Source organism: Bacillus sp. FSL R7-0166, from assembly GCF_038008935.1.
GTDB lineage: Bacteria > Bacillota > Bacilli > Bacillales > Bacillaceae > Bacillus > Bacillus altitudinis.
In genome coordinates this window covers 1,578,203-1,596,117 of the sequence record NZ_JBBPAC010000001.1, presented here as the reverse complement: position 1 = coordinate 1,596,117, position 17,915 = coordinate 1,578,203, and the positions used below count along the sequence as shown (strand labels likewise).

The following is a 17,915-nucleotide window of genomic DNA, read 5'->3' as shown; positions in this document are numbered from 1 at the left end:
ACCGCCGACTAAAAAAGCCGGCAGCTGTACTACGTTCTATTCGTTTATGAGACGATGGTATTCTGCATAAGCCGTAGCCATATCAACTTGCGACCAGAAACGGTGATAGGTGAAACTTGGCGCTCCGTTTTCCCATTTGCCTGTTGCTTCATTAAAAGATGATTGATATTTACTCTCCAGGGCTGACCAAGCTGGGTCTTGCTTGATTTTCGGACGAAGATCTGCAAAGCTCGTATACACTCCGTTACCTCCTCGCTGCGGGTCAGAAGGAATGGTGCTGGAACCAGGAATCTGATTTCCTTGACCAAATGTTCCGTTCCAGCCATTTGGGAAGTACACTTCTTTTTTAAAGAAACGGTGGTAGTCTTCTCTGTCTTCCTCTGTCACAATCCCTACACCATCATTGTAATTCCAAGCGACCTCAAGGAGCTGTGCCGCTGTCTCTTTTGCTCTTATGCCAAGTGCTGTGTAGTTTCCTGTCTCTTTCTGTGTTGCAGCAGCAAAGAATGTGAGTGCTTTGATTAGACTGCCCAGTACACCAGTATCTTGAGTAGGATCTTTTGTAACTGCCGTTAAATTTGGATTACCTGTTGCAGATTGGAACCCGCTCCAAGTGTCAGGCTGGCCGCTCCATTCTATATTCCCAGGAATCCAAAAATCTCCAGGTGCACTCGTCGTAGCAACAGCAACATTTGTCCCCCCTAGAATCCTTTGACCCTGACCATCTAAAAAATACCCATCTTGATCCGACACAGGACGAGTGCCAATAAAAATATAATCTAGTGAATAGTTGACCCATTTTGTGATGACAGATTTGGCCATTTGGAAATTTTCAGATGTTTTGTCGCCATCTTTTGCAAAGATATAATAAAGCTCTGCTACACGCTCAATCGGCCATGCTTGCATTCCAAACCAGTTATTGGACGGAGGATCATGGTAAACAGGCGCATCTTCATAAGCCATATCATAAAATGTGCTTCTTCCTGCTGGATAAGCGCTATAGTCTCCATTCCAGCTGTTGGTAGCACCTCCTGCAATCGCTCCCTCTTTTGATTGAAGCCAGACGTAAAATTCAAGCTGTCTCTTTAACGTCTTTTCCCAATCACTTGCACCAGTCGGTGACGATGGCTTTAAGCCTCCCTTATCTGAGGATAAAGCGTAGGCAGCGACTGGGTTTTGATACCCTTGATGACAATGGCTCGCTCCGATACGCCATGACCAATTCGCATATTCTCCAAGTCCCCCGCCCCAAGAGGTATACCATGCCATTAAGTGATGACATGCACTTTTTCCATTTCCAGGATACGGATTACCTTGCTTGCCGCTTCCAATTGTTTGAAAATATTTATCGTACATTCCGTAACGAAGGAAATCCCCCATCTTTTTCGCTTTATCAAGATAGGCTGAACCATTATAGCCAAGTTCCTTTGCCCAATACATTGCCTGTATCGCACGTGCATCAGCGTCCGTCGCATTTGTGTAGCGCCACTGGGCGGCTGGCGCTTGATTTTCTTTTGTGAACAAGCTCATGAAACCTTCATTGGGCTTTCCGGCCGTTTTATCATCTTGTGATGGATGAGGGATGGCCTCCCATACGGATTCTTGCGGCCCCCGCTGGAATGTGTTTACATATGCGGCTGTATGTGATGGATTGAGCAAATTCCCATATTCATACCAGTTGTCTACATCAAGAAGCCAGTGCATTAAATACGTTTCATTCGTTCCGTAAGTTGACCTCAGTTCATGATCAATTGGATCTTGACCAGCAGGGCGAGCACCCGTCAACTGGCTCGGATATTGATCTGGATATGGTTTTTCTGAAGCGTATGTGGCTGGGCTAGATGGATTGTAAGAGCTCATATGCGGCTGTTCGTCATGTCCATCTTCGTTTACTGGAATGATAAACTTCTCCATATTATCCCAAGCCGCTTCTAGTTTGCTCCAATCGCCTGTGTAATGCCCATACAATACTTCAAGCCATAACCAGTAGCTGTAAGCTTCTGAAGTTGTCATATGCCCGTAATCAGGTGCCTCACAAATGAGTGTCTCAACGGAATGATACGGAATGCCTTCTTTTGAAAAATATCCATTCGTCTCGTTTTTCATTTGATGATAAAGCGCTAAAAACCGTTCTTTATTTGTCATGTCCTCACCCTTTATATTTATTTATTCGGAAGCGTACCAAATACTAAATCACCTTGATCAAAAACAGGAATTCTCGCTGTTTTTTGCATATTGGATGTTAATCCTTGAAAGGAATAATCATTTGAGGCATCCCATATATTCGCACCATTTGGCGCAGATAACCGGAACTGTATTTCCTTCTTATGAAGCGATTCGCCTCCTGGAAAAATAGCTACGCCAGTAAAATCGATTTCTGTAAAATAGATATGGGATGATGCGTCATACACCGTTAACGGAGATAAGGAAGCGCCTTCATTGTAGACAGCTGTCACTTGAATATCTTTATCAGTGAATCCCTTCGCAAATATCTCGCTCAGATTGACATAATATCTAAAAGAAAGTGATTGACTACTTCTTGCCGGCCAGCCTGATCGATTGTATAGAATGGCTTTGATCTGAGTAGATGTTGTATCGTTACTCATGACAGCTGCCTCTACAAAAAACTCATCTTCCACTTTTTCTTTAGGCGGAAAATTCGGCAGCTTTGACTGCCCCTGACCAAACAGCTGCACCATTTTGGCTACATTTCCAGTAAAGGCGGCATTATAGTCTGTTGCTACCTCGTTTGATACATAGTCAGAGATGTCATCGGTATACTGATCCTGTGCATTAGGCCCACCAACAAGCGCTCCATAAAGCGTGTGCCGATGAGAAGAAGGAGTTGTCAGCTGATTAGACCATGAGCCATGTGCAGTTCGATGGTGTGGATGCATCGGCGGATTTTTGCCAAACCCAACGACATAGCTTCTATTTTGCGGATTATCCCCTAACATATAGTGTGTTTGCCTGATCGCAAACGTTTGGTATCGATTCTTTTTTTCTTGATCAGAGACCCAATCTGCGTACACAAACGCTAAAAATGCAGCATTTGCTGTATAACGAAGTGAACCCCATTGATCTAACCACGCTAGTCCGCCAGGCGTATAAGTGATTCTTTCTACTTTTCCATTTTGAACAAAACCCGTCGACCAGTAATCGAGATTACGCTCCGTCGATTCGATAAACCTTTTCTCCTTTGTGATTCTCGCAAGTAAAATTTGCGAAGCAAAAAAGGTATTGTCCCACGACATCGTAAACGTATAGTCCCAATCCTTCGGCCATTCTTCTACTGCTTTTAGTGCTTTGTTTAAATAGGTCTGGTCATTTGTCGCCAAGTACAGCCATATTCCACCCCAAATGAGCTCATCCATATAGCCGCTCCAAGAGTTATAAAATGGCTGCGCATTGGTGACACAATCTGTATACTCACCGCGATATTGGTCAGCAAATGCATAAAGCTGCTTTGCATGGGTGAGAAGCTTTGCTGCATAAGGCGCATCAGTTTCTTTAAAAATAATTGAACCTGCTGCTAAAGCGGCTGCGGTTTGGGCGGCTACTTCTGTTCCTGGACAATGTTCATCAATTTTAAATGCCGGCCGGTTCATCGGCATCACTTCTGCTGGACCCCACCAGCCATGATCCGCGTTCCCATCGCCTACTTGTGCCCAAAATTCATTTGGACCTGTATGGGCTTTCAAAAAATAATCGGTTGCCCACTTGATTTGATCTAACATATCATCAAGCAGCTCTGCCTCTTCGTAAGCTTCTCGGTATTCATAGACTGTCCATGCAAGCACGGCTGCCGAGTAAGCCATCGGAAGTCCGAACTTCACATGATCACCAGCATCGTACCAGCCGCCTGTTAAATCATGACTAACATCTTTCCCATCCTCTAGTCCAGAATCCCCTCGCCAGTTAAGACGATTGCTTTCAGGAAGCTTTCCGGAACGCTGGGCTTCGTAAAACAAAATGGATTTTTGAAGCACCTCTACATAGTTGTAATCTGACATGTACCTACTTCTCACCCCTTCTTTTTTCTTAAACGTGAAACATTGAACAAAAAATGACCACCTCCTTGTCATTCCGTACGTGTTTTGTACAGTGTTGAAAAGAATCAAGCGTGTTTCAAAAATGTGCATAGTAAACAGCCATCAGCTTGACGCTCACCGAAGGTTTTCTCCTGATTCTTCATGTGACTGTACCCAAAATGATCATATGTCGTATGAGAACATTTCAGACGGCTAAATTCTCTTTTTTGCTCTATTTGGGTAGAAAGAATGACATACAATCTCTTCTCTCAAAACACGACGTTAAATCAAGATATATGAACCAACAAGAAAATAATTCCAGTTAAAATATTTTAGTTTACATAATAAATTTATTGTATATATAAAAAGAACGCCCTTTAAGGGCGCTCTTCATTTTTCACATTAGAACAAAGAAAGCTGGTTTTGATCAGGAAGTGCTTCTAAGCAGCCTTGACGATCCAAATACTCAAGGATGGTCTTAGACACTTTTCCTCGTTTTTGTAAATCTTCTTTTGAAAGGAATTCACCATCTTGGCGTGCGCGTACAATATTTAACGCAACGTTTGTTCCGAGTCCAGGGATGGAGTTGAATGGCGGGATTAGCCCGTCTCCATCAATGATAAACTCAGTGGCACTTGATCGGTATAGGTCTACTTTTTTAAAGTGATAGCCTCTTTCACACATTTCAAGTGCAAGCTCTAGTACAGTTAATAGGTTCTTCTCTTTCGGTGATGCATCAAGACCTTTTGAGTTAATATCGTCCATGACCGCTCGAATCGCATTCGATCCTTTTGTCATCGTTTCGATATCAAAATCATCAGCACGAACGGTAAAATAAGCCGCATAGTACAGAAGTGCATGGTGCACCTTGAAATAAGCAATCCGAACAGCCATTAATACATAAGCAGCCGCATGGGCTTTAGGGAACATGTATTTAATCTTTTTACAAGAATCAATGTACCAGTTCGGTACGTTATTATTCTTCATTTCTTCTTCCCATTCAGGAGGAAGTCCCTTCCCTTTACGAACAGATTCCATAATTTTAAAGGCAAGTGACGGCTCTAACCCTTGATAAATCAGATAGACCATAATATCATCACGACATCCAATCACTTCGCTTAGTTCACACGTTTTATTATGAATCAGCTCTTGGGCGTTGCCGAGCCATACATCTGTACCGTGAGATAGACCAGAGATCTGAACAAGCTCCGAGAAGGTGGTCGGTTTTGTATCTTCAAGCATCTGACGAACAAACCTTGTGCCAAACTCTGGGATCCCAAGTGTTCCCGTTTTACATCCAATTTGTTCTTCTGTGACCCCGAGAGGTTCCGTTCCTTGGAAGATTTTCATGACCTCAGGATCATCTGTCGGAATCGTTTTTGGGTCAATTCCGCTCAAGTCCTGAAGCATCCGAATGACCGTTGGATCATCGTGTCCAAGAATATCTAGTTTCAGCAAGTTATCATGGATTGAATGGAAATCAAAATGCGTCGTTTTCCAATCAGAACCTGTCGCATCTGCTGGATATTGAATTGGTGAGAAATCGTAAATGTCCATATAATCCGGCACGACGATAATACCGCCTGGATGTTGGCCCGTTGTCCGTTTGACGCCCGTACAGCCCTGTACGAGCCGGTCAATTTCAGCACCTCTCATATGAAGGTTATGATCTCCTGCGTAGCCTTTCACATAACCATATGCCGTTTTTTCTGCAACGGTACCGATTGTACCTGCGCGGTATACATACTCTTCACCAAACAGCTCTTTCGTATAGTTATGGGCAATCGGCTGATATTCTCCTGAGAAGTTCAAGTCGATATCGGGCACTTTATCTCCTTTAAAACCTAAGAACGTTTCAAACGGAATATCGTGTCCGTCTTTTTTATACGGTGTGCCGCATTCAGGACAGTCTTTATCAGGAAGGTCAAATCCTGAGCCAACCGATCCATCATTAAAGAACTCAGAGTGCTTGCAACTTGGACATACATAGTGCGGCGCAAGCGGGTTCACTTCTGTAATCTCTGTTAATGTTGCAACGAGGGATGAACCAACTGATCCCCTTGAACCAACTAGATATCCATCATCAAGTGATTTCTTAACAAGCTTATGAGAAATTAAATAAATAACAGCGAAACCGTGACCAATAATACTCTTTAATTCTTTCTCGATCCGGTCTTCTACAATTTTCGGTAAATCGTCACCGTAGATGCTGCGAGCCATGTTATAGCTCATTTCCCGAATTTCTTCATCTGCACCTTCGATTTTTGGTGTATAAAGATCGTCTTTGATTGGTTTAATACTTTCAACCATCTCAGATACTTTTTGCGTATTCGTCACGACAATCTCTTTCGCCTTCTCGTCTCCAAGAAAAGAGAAGGCTTCTAGCATTTCATCAGTTGTTCTAAAGTGAACTTTTGGCAGTTCATGACGATTGAGTGGATTCGCCCCGCCTTGTGATGAAATTAAGATTTTGCGATAAATTTTGTCTTCTGGATGCAGGTAGTGCACATTTCCAGTCGCCACGACTGGTTTATTCAGTTTTTCACCAAGTTTTACAATGTTTGTGATGATCTCTTTTAATGCACGTTCATCCCGAACAAGCTCCAGCTGGAGTAAATGCTGATACACTTCTGGCGGATGAACTTCTAAATAGTCGTAAAATGCGGCAATGTCTTCTACCTCATCAGGTGACTTCTGCATCATCCCTTCAAACACTTCACCCTTATCACAAGCAGACCCAACAATTAATCCTTCTCGATATTTCTCAAGCTGTGAGCGCGGGATACGCGGCACGCGGTAGAAATAATGAATATGGGAAAGTGAAACAAGCTTAAATAAATTCTTTAGACCCGTCTCATTTTGTGCAATCACCGTTGCATGGTAAGGACGTGAGCGCTGATACGCATTGGACTGCCCCATGTTTTCATTCAATTGATCGTGGTAGGCAATCTCTTTTTCAGCCGCATCTTTTAGCATCTTCAGCATGAGGTAACCAGTTGCTTCTGCATCATAAATCGCCCGGTGATGCTGCGTGAGTTCAATATCGAACTTTTTACACAGCGTGTTCAGCCGGTGATTTTTAAATTCAGGATAAAGGAATCGGCCGAGTTCTAGTGTATCAATGACAGGGTTTGACGCTTTATCTGTTTTTAACAGTCGCTTATATGCTGCATTTAAAAAGCCCATATCAAAGCTTGCATTGTGAGCAACAAGGATATCTTGTCCAATCCACTCTTTGAAATCCCGAACAACATCGACCACATCTGGTGCATCTCTCACCATGTCATCCGTGATACCGGTTAGTTCAATGGTTGTTGCTGATAACGGATGATGAGGGTTTGCAAATGCCTCAAAGCGGTCAATGATTTCCCCGCCTTTGATTTTCACGGCTGCAAGCTCAATGATCGTATCATACACAGCAGAGAGTCCTGTTGTCTCAACATCAAATACGACAAACGTCGCATCTTCTAACAAGCGGTGCTCTGGATTATACGCAATCGGTACCCCGTCGTCGACTAAATTGATTTCCACCCCGTACATCATTTTGATGCCATGCTTTTTACTTGCTGCATACGCATCTGGAAAGGATTGTACAACGGCGTGATCTGTCAGGGCAATGGCCTCATGCCCCCATTTTTTTGCTTGTTCAACAAGTTTACCGATGCCAGTGACAGCATCCATCTGGCTCATTGGCGAATGCAAATGAAGCTCAACACGCTTTTCTCCCTCAGGTGCAGTATCTTCTTTCAGCTGAGGTTTCATTTCATTGACGTCATTTGCGATCATGACAAGATCTCTCACAAACGTATCGTTTTGAATGCTTCCTCTTGCTTTGACCCACATCCCTTTTTTCAAGGATTTCATGAGCTGAGCATCTTCTTTTTCTCTCGCAAACATTTTGATCAAAATACTATTCGTATAATCGGTAATTTTAAAGATACAAAGGGTTCTACCGCTTTTTAGTTCGCGCGTTTCTGCATCGAACACGTACCCTTGGACGGTGATTCGTCTTTCTTCGTCCATAATACTATCAAGCGTACGTATTTCTTCATTGTCTTTGATTTGATAGCCAATCATCAGAGGGCCAGAAGGAGCTTCCTCTTGATCCTCACTTTCCTTCTTCTCCATCTCAACAAGGGCTTGCATGGCTCTTTCTTGATCTTCAGCAAGTTTTTGTTCTCTGAACTTCTGAATCTCTTGATCTGATACAAAAATTTCTGTATCAAATTGAAGTTCTGGAAAACCAACTTGTTTAAATGCAGCCTGAAGCATTGGGCTATATTTCTTCTTGATGGCTAGAGCCTCAGTTTCGCTTTTTGTTTTGATGATGATCTTATGTCCAGACAGCGCTGGTTTTTGCTGTTGAAGCAAGCTGATGATTGGGGGAGAAATCCCTTGAAGCTCTTCCACACAATGGGACCAATACGATTGAACGAGCTCTTCAGATATGTGCGGATCATTGACTTCAATCGTACAAGTAACTTGTGCAATATGAGAAAATGCATTTGTCAGCCTGCTTAAAAACATTGCATATACTTGGTAAGGCAAAAGTGCCTTAAATTTAAAAAGGAAATGCCACGTTTTTGCCGCCTTATGCACCGTCAATTTGACGATCTCGCCTTCTTCAAAGTAACGACTGAGGTCATCATCTGTCATTTGAATCTGATTGAGTAATATATGAAATTGCCGCCGGGTAATCGGTAATTGTTCATCCAAGACAGGACCCTCCTTTTGCAAATCAGAAAGGTACCTCTTTTTTGCAGGAGGTACCTTCATTTTTTTGTTCGTTTTTTATGCTTGGCGTATAAATGAAATCAGTTCATCAACAGATACTTCGTGTGATTCACCTGATTTTCTGAATTTCACTTCGACAATACCTTCTTCTGAACGTTTCCCGCAGCTAATGCGAATTGGCAGTCCAATTAAGTCACTGTCGGCAAATTTAACGCCTGCACGCTCTTGGCGGTCATCGAAAAGGACATCATAGCCCTCTTCCTGTAAACGCTCATACAGCGTTTCAGCCAGTTCCTTTTGTGCATCGTTTTTCATATTTAAGGCAAGTAGATGAAGATCATATGGCGCAACTGTTTCTGGCCAAATAATCCCCTTGTCATCATGATGCTGTTCAACAATCGCAGAAAGAGTTCTAGAAATTCCGATGCCATAGCAGCCCATGATCATTGGCTGCGCACGTCCATTTTCATCGAGGTATGTTGCATCCATTGCCTCTGAATAACGCGTGCCTAGTTTAAAGACTTGTCCTACTTCAATTCCTTTTGCGAACTGGATTGTGCCTTCACCATCTGGAGAAACGTCTCCTTCTTGAATCAAGCGAAGATCTGTATATTCCTTCACTGACAGATCACGAGCAGGATTAACATTGACATAGTGATAATCCGATTCATTTGCACCTACAACTGCGTTTGTCATTCCTTTTACAGCGTGGTCTGCATAAATCGTTACTTCCGCTTCAAGCTTCACTGGTCCAACAAATCCTGGTTCTGTTCCGATCACGTCTAGTACTTCCTCACGTGAAGCAAGCTCAACAAGCTGTGCTCCAACTAAGTTTTTCACTTTCACATCATTTACTTCATGATCGCCTCTTGTCAGGACAAGTACATACGCATCGTCCGCTTTAAACAAGACAGATTTGATACATGTAGAAGGAGCGACTTCTAAGAATGCCGCAACATCTTGTATCGTCTTTACCTGCGGCGTGTGTACTTTCTCAAGTTCTTTGAAGTCCGCAGGGTTTGCTTCTTCTCCGTGATACACAACCTCAGCCATTTCAATGTTCGCAGCGTAGGAAGATGTGTCAGAGTATGCGATTGTATCTTCTCCTACTTCTGACAGTGCCATAAACTCATGTGTATCTTTTCCTCCCATTGCCCCAGAATCGGCAATGACGGGTCTAAAGTTAAGACCTACTTTTGAAAAGACATTCGAGTAAGCTGTAAACATTTTGTTGTATGTGTCATCAAGGCTCTCTGGTGAAGAGTGGAATGAATAGGCGTCCTTCATAATAAATTCACGTCCGCGCAATAACCCAAAGCGAGGTCTTTGTTCATCACGGAATTTAGATTGGATTTGATATAGTGTCAAAGGAAGCTTTTTATACGATTTTACTTCACTGCGTACGAGTGATGTGATCACTTCTTCGTGTGTTGGGCCAAGTGCAAACTCGCGGCCGTGACGATCTTTCATACGCATGAGTTCTGGACCGTATGTATACCATCTTCCTGACTCTTGCCACATTTCTGCTTGCTGCAGCACTGGCATTAACAGTTCAGCTGCTCCCGCCTTTTCCATTTCCTTGCGAACAATGGATTGAATGTGCTGAATCACTTTATGTGCTAACGGCAAATAATGATAGATACCGCTCGTGTTTTGTCTAATAAATCCAGCTCTTACTAATAGCTGATGACTTTTTGCCTCAGCATCTGCCGGCACCTCTCGAAGAGTTGGAATGAAAGTCAGGGATTGTCTCATGTCGTTACACCTCATTTAAGAAATAGGACTTCTCACAAAAACTCTTGTTTCCCAGAATGAGAAACAAGAGAGAATGGTTTTTATAAAAATAATCGCTGGATGTCATTCCATGTCACTACTAGCATTAATAGCATGAGGAACGCAACACCAATGAAGACAACAAGTGCCTCTTTCTCACGATTAATTGGTTTGCCGCGAATGGCTTCAACGAATAGGAAAAGTAATCTTCCTCCGTCTAATGCAGGAATCGGTAATAAATTCACGATCCCTAAGTTGATACTAAGAAACGCAGCAAACTGCATTAATGTTAACACACCTTGTTTCGCTACTTCTCCTGTCATGTCATATATTCCAACAGGACCTGCAAGCATATCTAACGAAAATTGCCCTGTGACAATCTTTTGCAAGTTCGTTAAGATGAGACCTGCTGTAGATATCACTGTAGTGCCTGAGGATGAAATGACTTTGAGAAAGCCATTTTCCGTTGGCGGATAAGAGCCAAAACGGCCAATGGTTTTTCCTTCTGCCTTCACAGCTTCCGGTACAACCTGAATGGTGCTTTCTTTGCCATCTCGGTCAATGACGACATTCATTTTTTTATCTGGGTTTTTTTGAACCGTTTGAACAACGTCTGTCCAAGAATTCATTTTATCCCCGTTAATTGAAACGATATGATCTCCCTGCATAAGCCCAGCTTGCGCTGCCCGGCCGTCTTTTGTCAGCTTACCAAGTACAGGATCATCCACGGTTACACCTTGAATAAATCCTAAAGCCACAAGAATCACATATGCCAAGATAAAGTTCATAATCGGTCCAGCTGCAATGGCTTTAATGCGCTGCCATACTGTTTTTGAACCAAACTGACGGTTGTATGGTGCAATTTGAATTTCTTCACCATCTGCAATATAGAAGCTTGTTTGGCTTACATTGTAGCCAGTAAGGATGTCTTCATTTCCAGCCTCATATCCTGAAATTCTCATCGCATGATCTAAATCAATTTGTTCAACTTCAATGACAAGTGCATCAGGATATTTCTCTTTATCATTTAAAATGATTTTTTCTACTTCATTTTGCTCATTGAATAAGAGCCCCACTGTATGACCCGGTTTAATTTCAATGACTTCAGGATCTTCTCCAGCCATTTTAACAAATCCGCCGATTGGCAGAAGTCTGATGGTATAGACGGTTTCTTTTCGTTTAAAGGAGAAAATCTTCGGTCCAAAACCAATTGCGAACTCGCGGCATAAAATGCCTGCGCGCTGCGCCATAATTAAATGGCCAAGCTCGTGGAAAAAAACGAGCGTTCCAAAAATAATAATAAACGCAATCACTGTATTCACGAACATACCACCTTATGCGAGGATTGATTGAACAAAGTCTCGTGTATCTTTGTCCACTTCATGGATATCTTGCAAACTAGGCGTTGAAATCACATGATGTCTGTTCAGTGCCTTTTCAATCAATTCTTCAATTTGCAGGAACGTTACTTTGCCTTTTAGAAATGCATCAACAGCAATTTCATTGGCTGCATTAAGCACAGTAGGCATTGTCCCTCCTATTTTACCTGATTCATAAGCAAAATGTAAGCAGCGATACCTGTCAAAATCCGCTTTTTGGAAATTTAATTGTCCAATCTCCCAAAGGTTTAATGATTTCGCTTCTTTTAATGGCGCTCTATCAGGGTAAGTGAGCGCGTATTGAATCGGAACCCTCATGTCAGGTGTACCTAACTGAGCCATGACACTTTTGTCATGGAATTCCACCATGGAATGGATGATGCTCTCTTTATGTAACAGCACATCAATTTGATCGTATGGGATATCAAACAGCCAATGCGCCTCAATCACCTCAAGCCCCTTATTCATCATGGTCGCTGAATCAATCGTGATTTTTGCGCCCATGGACCAGTTTGGATGATTCAGCGCTTCTTCAACCGTGACACCTTCAAGCTCCGTGCGTTTTTTATCTCGGAAACTGCCGCCTGAAGCTGTGACGATTAAGCGTTCAATGTTTTTAGCTTGTTCACCTTGCAGGGATTGAAAAATAGCGGAGTGTTCACTATCGACAGGAAGTAATGGCACGTCATACTTTTTGGCGTACTCTTTTACTATATGACCAGCTGTCACAAGTGTTTCCTTATTTGCAAGTGCGATCGTCTTTTTTTGTTCAATGGCTTTTAATGTCGGCACAAGTCCGACACTTCCTACCAGTGCATTGACCACAACATCCACTGCATCATAGGTCGCTGCTTCGATGTTCGCTTCATCACCCGCAGCCATTTTGACATCGTATTGAAATGAATGACCTTTTAACGTGCGATAGGTCTCTTCGTCTACACATCCAACGAATTCAGGCTGAAATTGTTCAATGATAGGGATGGCCTTGTCTATATTTCGGCCAAACGTCATCGCTTTCAACTTGAATTTGTCTGGATGCTGCCTGATCACATCTAATGTTTGTTCTCCAATTGATCCTGTTGCGCCTAATAGCGAAATATATTTCAAATTGCCACTCCTTCTCTCGTTCAATTAGTTTCTATGAGGTTAGCTAGCAAACGTGGCCAGCAATAAATATAAAAACGGCAGAACGAATAAAAAGCTGTCAAACCTGTCCAAAATTCCGCCATGACCTGGGAGTATTGTCCCTGAATCCTTCACATGGTAATGACGCTTTAAAGCAGATTCCACAAGGTCGCCAAGCTGTCCAAAAATACTGAGCAAAAGAGTAATAAACATAACAAGCAGATATGATGGCAAAAATCCTGTAACCGCCTGGAACACAAGTGACAGCACAACCGCTGTGACGATTCCGCCGATAAATCCTTCTACTGTTTTGTTTGGGCTGATCTCTGGCCAAAGCTTTCGTTTCCCCATAGATTTCCCAATAAAATAGGCACCTGAGTCAGTGGACCAAATAATCACCGCTGCGAAGAAGATCGCACTCATGCCATACAAGCCTCTAATTTGAATAAAATAATAGAAACTAACGCCAATATATAATGTGGCTAATATAACAAAAGCAACCTCATCGAATGTGAAAGAGTTTTTGCTCAGAACTGTATAAGTTAAAAGGATTAAGACTGCAAATAAAGCAATCTGCATTTTTGATGCGTCTACGTTCGGGAAGAAGCTATTTTCTCCGCCCATTAAAAGCCAAAGCAATATTAAGCTGACAATGCCAGGAAAGCTGAAAATCGAAATCTTTTTCATTCTAAGAAGCTCAAAGAGAGCGACACTTCCCATTAAATAAATCAGCAGGGTAAATGGCATTTGTCCATAAATCACTGCAAGTAAAAACACTGCAGCTGCCAGAACACCCGTCAAAATTCTTTGTTTCATCTGCACCACCCTCTAAATTCCACCGAACCTCCGGCCGCGGCGCTGGTACTCTCCGATAGCGCCTATGAGATGCTCATCAGAAAAGTCAGGCCAAAGCACATCCGTAAAGACAAACTCGCTGTATGCAATTTGCCAAAGCATAAAGTTGCTTAATCTAATTTCTCCACTCGTGCGAATAAGCAAATCCGGATCTTGAAGAGATTCTGTCATTAAATAAGCTGAAAACATCTCTTCTGTGATGTCTTCTGCTCGAAGCTTGCCTTCTTTGACTTTTTCAGAAATTTGTCTGCATGCAGAAATAATTTCTGTCCGTCCTCCATAATTGAGCGCAAAATTTAAAATGAGTCCGTCATTATTCGCCGTACTCTTCACTGCGTTCTCTACCGCTTTTTTTGTATGTTGCGGGAGGCCGTCTGGATCACCTGTTAAACGTACACGGACATTTTCCTCGATGAGTTCAGGCAGATAGATGTTTAGAAACTCTTCAGGAAGCTTCATTAAAAAGTCTACTTCTAGTTTTGGACGTTTCCAATTTTCTGTAGAGAAAGCATACAAAGTCAGCACTTTGACATTCAGCTCATTTGCAAGCTTGGTCATGCGCTTGACAACTTTCATTCCTTCATGATGTCCTGCTACCCGTGGAAGCGCACGTTTCTTCGCCCATCTTCCATTCCCATCCATGATAATGGCGATATGTTCAGGAATTTCTCCATTTAATATGTCTTCTTTTGTCAGGCTTTCTAAGTTGGAAGCTGCTGTTTGCTGATTCTTCCAATTTTTGAGTATATTGAGCATGAGATTCCTCCATCACCCAAAAAGGTTGCGTTCCCGCTAATAATATAGTCCTCAACAGTATTAACAAAAAAACCCCCTGTAAACATGAAGAGGGTCTTTTCACTATTATCTATTGTACATAGTTTTTTCTTAAACTTCCATGATTTCTTTTTCTTTATCTTTTGTCACTTCATCAATTTTAGCGACATATTCATCTGTCAATTTTTGAACATCCTCTGTAGATGATCTTAATTCATCTTCAGTGATCTCCCCATTTTTCTCTAGCTTTTTCAATTCATCGTTTGCATCACGACGAACGTTACGAACAGCTACTTTTGCTTCTTCTGAGTATTTTCTCACAACTTTTACAAGTTCTTTACGTCTTTCTTCTGTTAGTGCTGGGATCGCAATACGGATCACGTTTCCGTCACTTGTTGGTGTGATACCAAGATCAGACTTTTGGATCGCCTTTTCGATATCACCGATCGCTGTTTTATCGTAAGGTGTGATAATCAGCATACGTGCTTCTGGCACTGTAATTGACGCAATTTGGTTTAGTGGTGTTTGCGCACCATAGTAATCCACTGTTACTTTGTCTAAAAGGGAAGCATTAGCTCTGCCCGCACGGACAGTTGCTAGTTCACGTCCGTATGCTTGAACGGCTTTTTCCATTTTTTCTTTTGTTTGGTTCAACACTTCTTTTGACACGTTATTTCCCCCTCACGATCGTTCCGATTGATTCGCCATTGACGGCACGTTTAATATTTCCTTCTTCCATAATAGAGAAGACGATTAATGGAATGTCATTGTCCATACATAATGAGGACGCAGTAGAATCCATTACAGCAAGCCCTTCTTTTAGTACATCAAGATATGAAAGCTTATCATATTTTACTGCATCCGCATCTGTACGAGGATCAGCACTGTAGACACCGTCTACATTGTTTTTCGCCATTAAAATGACATCTGCTTCAATTTCAGCTGCACGAAGTGCTGCTGTTGTATCAGTAGAGAAATAAGGGTTACCAGTACCTGCAGCAAAAATCACGACACGTTTCTTCTCAAGGTGACGGATCGCTTTTCTTCTTATGTATGGCTCTGCAACCTGTCTCATTTCGATAGAGGTTTGTACTCTAGACTGAATACCAAGCGTTTCTAGGCTGTCTTGTAATGCCAATGAATTCATCACTGTTGCAAGCATCCCCATATAGTCTGCTGTTGCCCGGTCCATTCCTAAGTCACTGCCTGTCTTACCACGCCAAAGGTTTCCTCCACCTACAACGACTGCAACTTCAACATCAAGTTCTGCAATTTCTTTTACTTGCTTTGCAATTGATTGAATGACAGTTGGGTTAATTCCATTTCCAGCATCACCAGCTAGTGCTTCTCCACTTAGCTTCAGTACAATGCGATTATATTTCGGTTTGCTCATGATAACCTCCAAGTGTAAACTATACCGTCTCTTATTATGCGTAAGAAACCGCCTTTTGTAAATCAATATCCTCTAAAAAATAGGGAACACAGTGCTTGTGCTCCCTAAAAAAGCCCCAGAGAGCTTTTCAAACATTATTTTTTCACTTGGCTCATAACTTCTTCAGCAAAGTTGTCTTGACGCTTTTCGATACCTTCGCCCACTTCATAGCGAACATAAGTTTGAACAGTTGCGTTTTTCGCACCTACAACTTGTTTCACTTTTTCATCTGGGTTTTTAACGAATGCTTGGTCAAGTAAGCAAATTTCTTCGAAGAATTTGTTTAGACGGCCTTCTACCATTTTAGCAACGATATTTTCAGGCTTTCCTTCTTGAAGCGCTTGTTGTGTTAATACTTCACGCTCACGGTTTGCTTCTTCTTCAGACACTTGGTCACGAGAAATGTATTTAGGGTTTACAGCAGCAACGTGCATTGCGATGTCTCTCGCAAGCTCTTCATCAGTTGTTCCGTTAAGAACCGCTAATACACCGATGCGTCCGCCCATGTGTAAGTAAGAACCGAATGCAGCGTTATCTTCTTTTGTGATGACTGAGAAACGGCGCAGCGTAATTTTTTCTCCGATTTTCGCAATTGCAGAAGTAATATGTTCTTCAACTGTTGAACCATTTTCCATTTTAGAAGCATGTGCTTCTTCAATTGTTGCAGGTTTCGCAGCAAGTAAATGATCAGCAAGTTCGTTAAGAAGATTTTGGAATCCTTCGTTTTTCGCAACGAAATCAGTCTCAGAGTTCACTTCTAGGATAACGCCAGTGTTGCCGTCAGTTTTAATAAGAGTTAATCCTTCTGCCGCAATACGGTCTGCTTTTTTCGCAGCTTTTGCGATCCCTTTTTCTCTTAGAAGATCGATTGCTTTATCGATGTCACCATCAGTTTCTGTTAACGCTTTTTTACAGTCCATCATACCTGCACCAGTTTTTTGACGCAGTTCTTTTACTAATTGAGCAGTAATTGCCATTTTACATTTCCTCCTTCTATGTTAAAACACGGATTACTAGGTGAAAAAAAGGTGATAAAAGGCAGTTCCCTCTTATCACCTTTTGAATAGGTTACGCAGTTGTTGTTTCAGTTTCTGTCGTTTCTTCTACAACAGCTTCTTCTTCGCCTTGTTTAGACTCAAGAATCGCATCTGCCATTTTAGCAGTTAGAAGTTTTACAGCACGGATTGCATCATCGTTTGCAGGGATCACAACATCAATTTCGTCTGGATCACAGTTTGTGTCAACGATACCGATAATTGGGATATTCAATTTACGAGCTTCTGCAACTGCAATACGCTCTTTACGAGGGTCGATAATGAAAAGTGCATCTGGAAGACCCTTCATGTCTTTGATTCCGCCTAGGAATTTTTCAAGACGTTCTAATTCTTTTTTCAGTTGAACGACTTCTTTCTTAGGAAGAACTTCGAACGTACCGTTTTCTTGCATTTTTTCAATATCTTTTAAACGTTTGATACGTTTTTGGATTGTTTCAAAGTTTGTTAACGTTCCACCAAGCCAGCGTTGGTTTACATAGAACATACCAGAACGGATTGCTTCTTCTTTCACTGAATCTTGTGCTTGCTTTTTCGTACCAACGAAAAGGATTTTTCCTCCATCAGCAGCAAGGTTTTTCGTGAAGTTGTAAGCTTCCTCTACTTTTTTCACCGTTTTTTGAAGATCGATGATGTAGATACCGTTACGCTCTGTAAAGATGTAACGCTTCATTTTTGGGTTCCAACGGCGTGTTTGGTGACCGAAGTGAACACCAGCTTCTAGCAATTGTTTCATAGAAATAACTGACATGTTGTTGCC

General features: G+C 42.1%; 12 protein-coding genes. All 12 read right to left on the bottom strand.

Annotated features, from left to right (window positions below; genetic code table 11):
- Positions 1 to 36: 36 nt before the first annotated feature.
- Positions 37 to 2,145: a glycoside hydrolase family 48 protein gene (locus NST01_RS08155; RefSeq protein WP_048002821.1), complete on the bottom strand. Its 2,109-nt coding sequence runs from the start codon at positions 2,143 to 2,145 to the stop codon at positions 37 to 39.
- 17 nt (positions 2,146 to 2,162) lie between these two features.
- Positions 2,163 to 4,013: a glycoside hydrolase family 9 protein gene (locus NST01_RS08150; protein WP_341041752.1), complete on the bottom strand. Its 1,851-nt coding sequence runs from the start codon at positions 4,011 to 4,013 to the stop codon at positions 2,163 to 2,165.
- Between the two features lie 420 nt (positions 4,014 to 4,433).
- Entirely contained in the window at positions 4,434 to 8,747 is a 4,314-nt protein-coding gene (locus NST01_RS08145; protein WP_048002823.1) for a PolC-type DNA polymerase III, read from the bottom strand.
- 75 nt (positions 8,748 to 8,822) lie between these two features.
- A complete protein-coding gene (locus NST01_RS08140; protein WP_048002824.1) occupies positions 8,823 to 10,520 on the bottom strand; it encodes a proline--tRNA ligase in 1,698 nt (565 codons plus the stop codon).
- Positions 10,521 to 10,600: 80 nt separating this feature from the next.
- Positions 10,601 to 11,866 carry an RIP metalloprotease RseP gene (gene rseP, locus NST01_RS08135; protein WP_007499546.1) on the bottom strand — a complete coding sequence of 422 codons (1,266 nt, stop codon included), beginning with the start codon at positions 11,864 to 11,866 and terminating at the stop codon, positions 10,601 to 10,603.
- Positions 11,867 to 11,872: 6 nt separating this feature from the next.
- A complete protein-coding gene (dxr, locus tag NST01_RS08130) occupies positions 11,873 to 13,024 on the bottom strand; it encodes a 1-deoxy-D-xylulose-5-phosphate reductoisomerase (protein ID WP_019744167.1) in 1,152 nt (383 codons plus the stop codon).
- Positions 13,025 to 13,063: 39 nt separating this feature from the next.
- A complete protein-coding gene (locus NST01_RS08125; RefSeq protein ID WP_007499550.1) occupies positions 13,064 to 13,858 on the bottom strand; it encodes a phosphatidate cytidylyltransferase in 795 nt (264 codons plus the stop codon).
- A gap of 12 nt (positions 13,859 to 13,870) precedes the next feature.
- Complete coding sequence (locus tag NST01_RS08120; protein ID WP_007499552.1) at positions 13,871 to 14,653, bottom strand: isoprenyl transferase; 783 nt, start codon at positions 14,651 to 14,653, stop codon at positions 13,871 to 13,873.
- A gap of 129 nt (positions 14,654 to 14,782) precedes the next feature.
- Positions 14,783 to 15,340: a ribosome recycling factor gene (gene frr / locus NST01_RS08115; protein ID WP_008344764.1), complete on the bottom strand. Its 558-nt coding sequence runs from the start codon at positions 15,338 to 15,340 to the stop codon at positions 14,783 to 14,785.
- Position 15,341: 1 nt separating this feature from the next.
- Positions 15,342 to 16,064, bottom strand: coding sequence for a UMP kinase (gene pyrH, locus NST01_RS08110; protein WP_008344767.1), 723 nt, complete (start codon positions 16,062 to 16,064; stop codon positions 15,342 to 15,344).
- Between the two features lie 134 nt (positions 16,065 to 16,198).
- Positions 16,199 to 17,080 carry a translation elongation factor Ts gene (tsf, locus tag NST01_RS08105; protein ID WP_007499558.1) on the bottom strand — a complete coding sequence of 294 codons (882 nt, stop codon included), beginning with the start codon at positions 17,078 to 17,080 and terminating at the stop codon, positions 16,199 to 16,201.
- A 91-nt stretch (positions 17,081 to 17,171) separates the two neighbouring features.
- Positions 17,172 to 17,906 (bottom strand): 30S ribosomal protein S2, encoded by a 735-nt coding sequence (gene rpsB / locus NST01_RS08100; RefSeq protein WP_007499561.1) that lies wholly within the window; start codon positions 17,904 to 17,906, stop codon positions 17,172 to 17,174.
- Positions 17,907 to 17,915 lie beyond the last annotated feature (9 nt).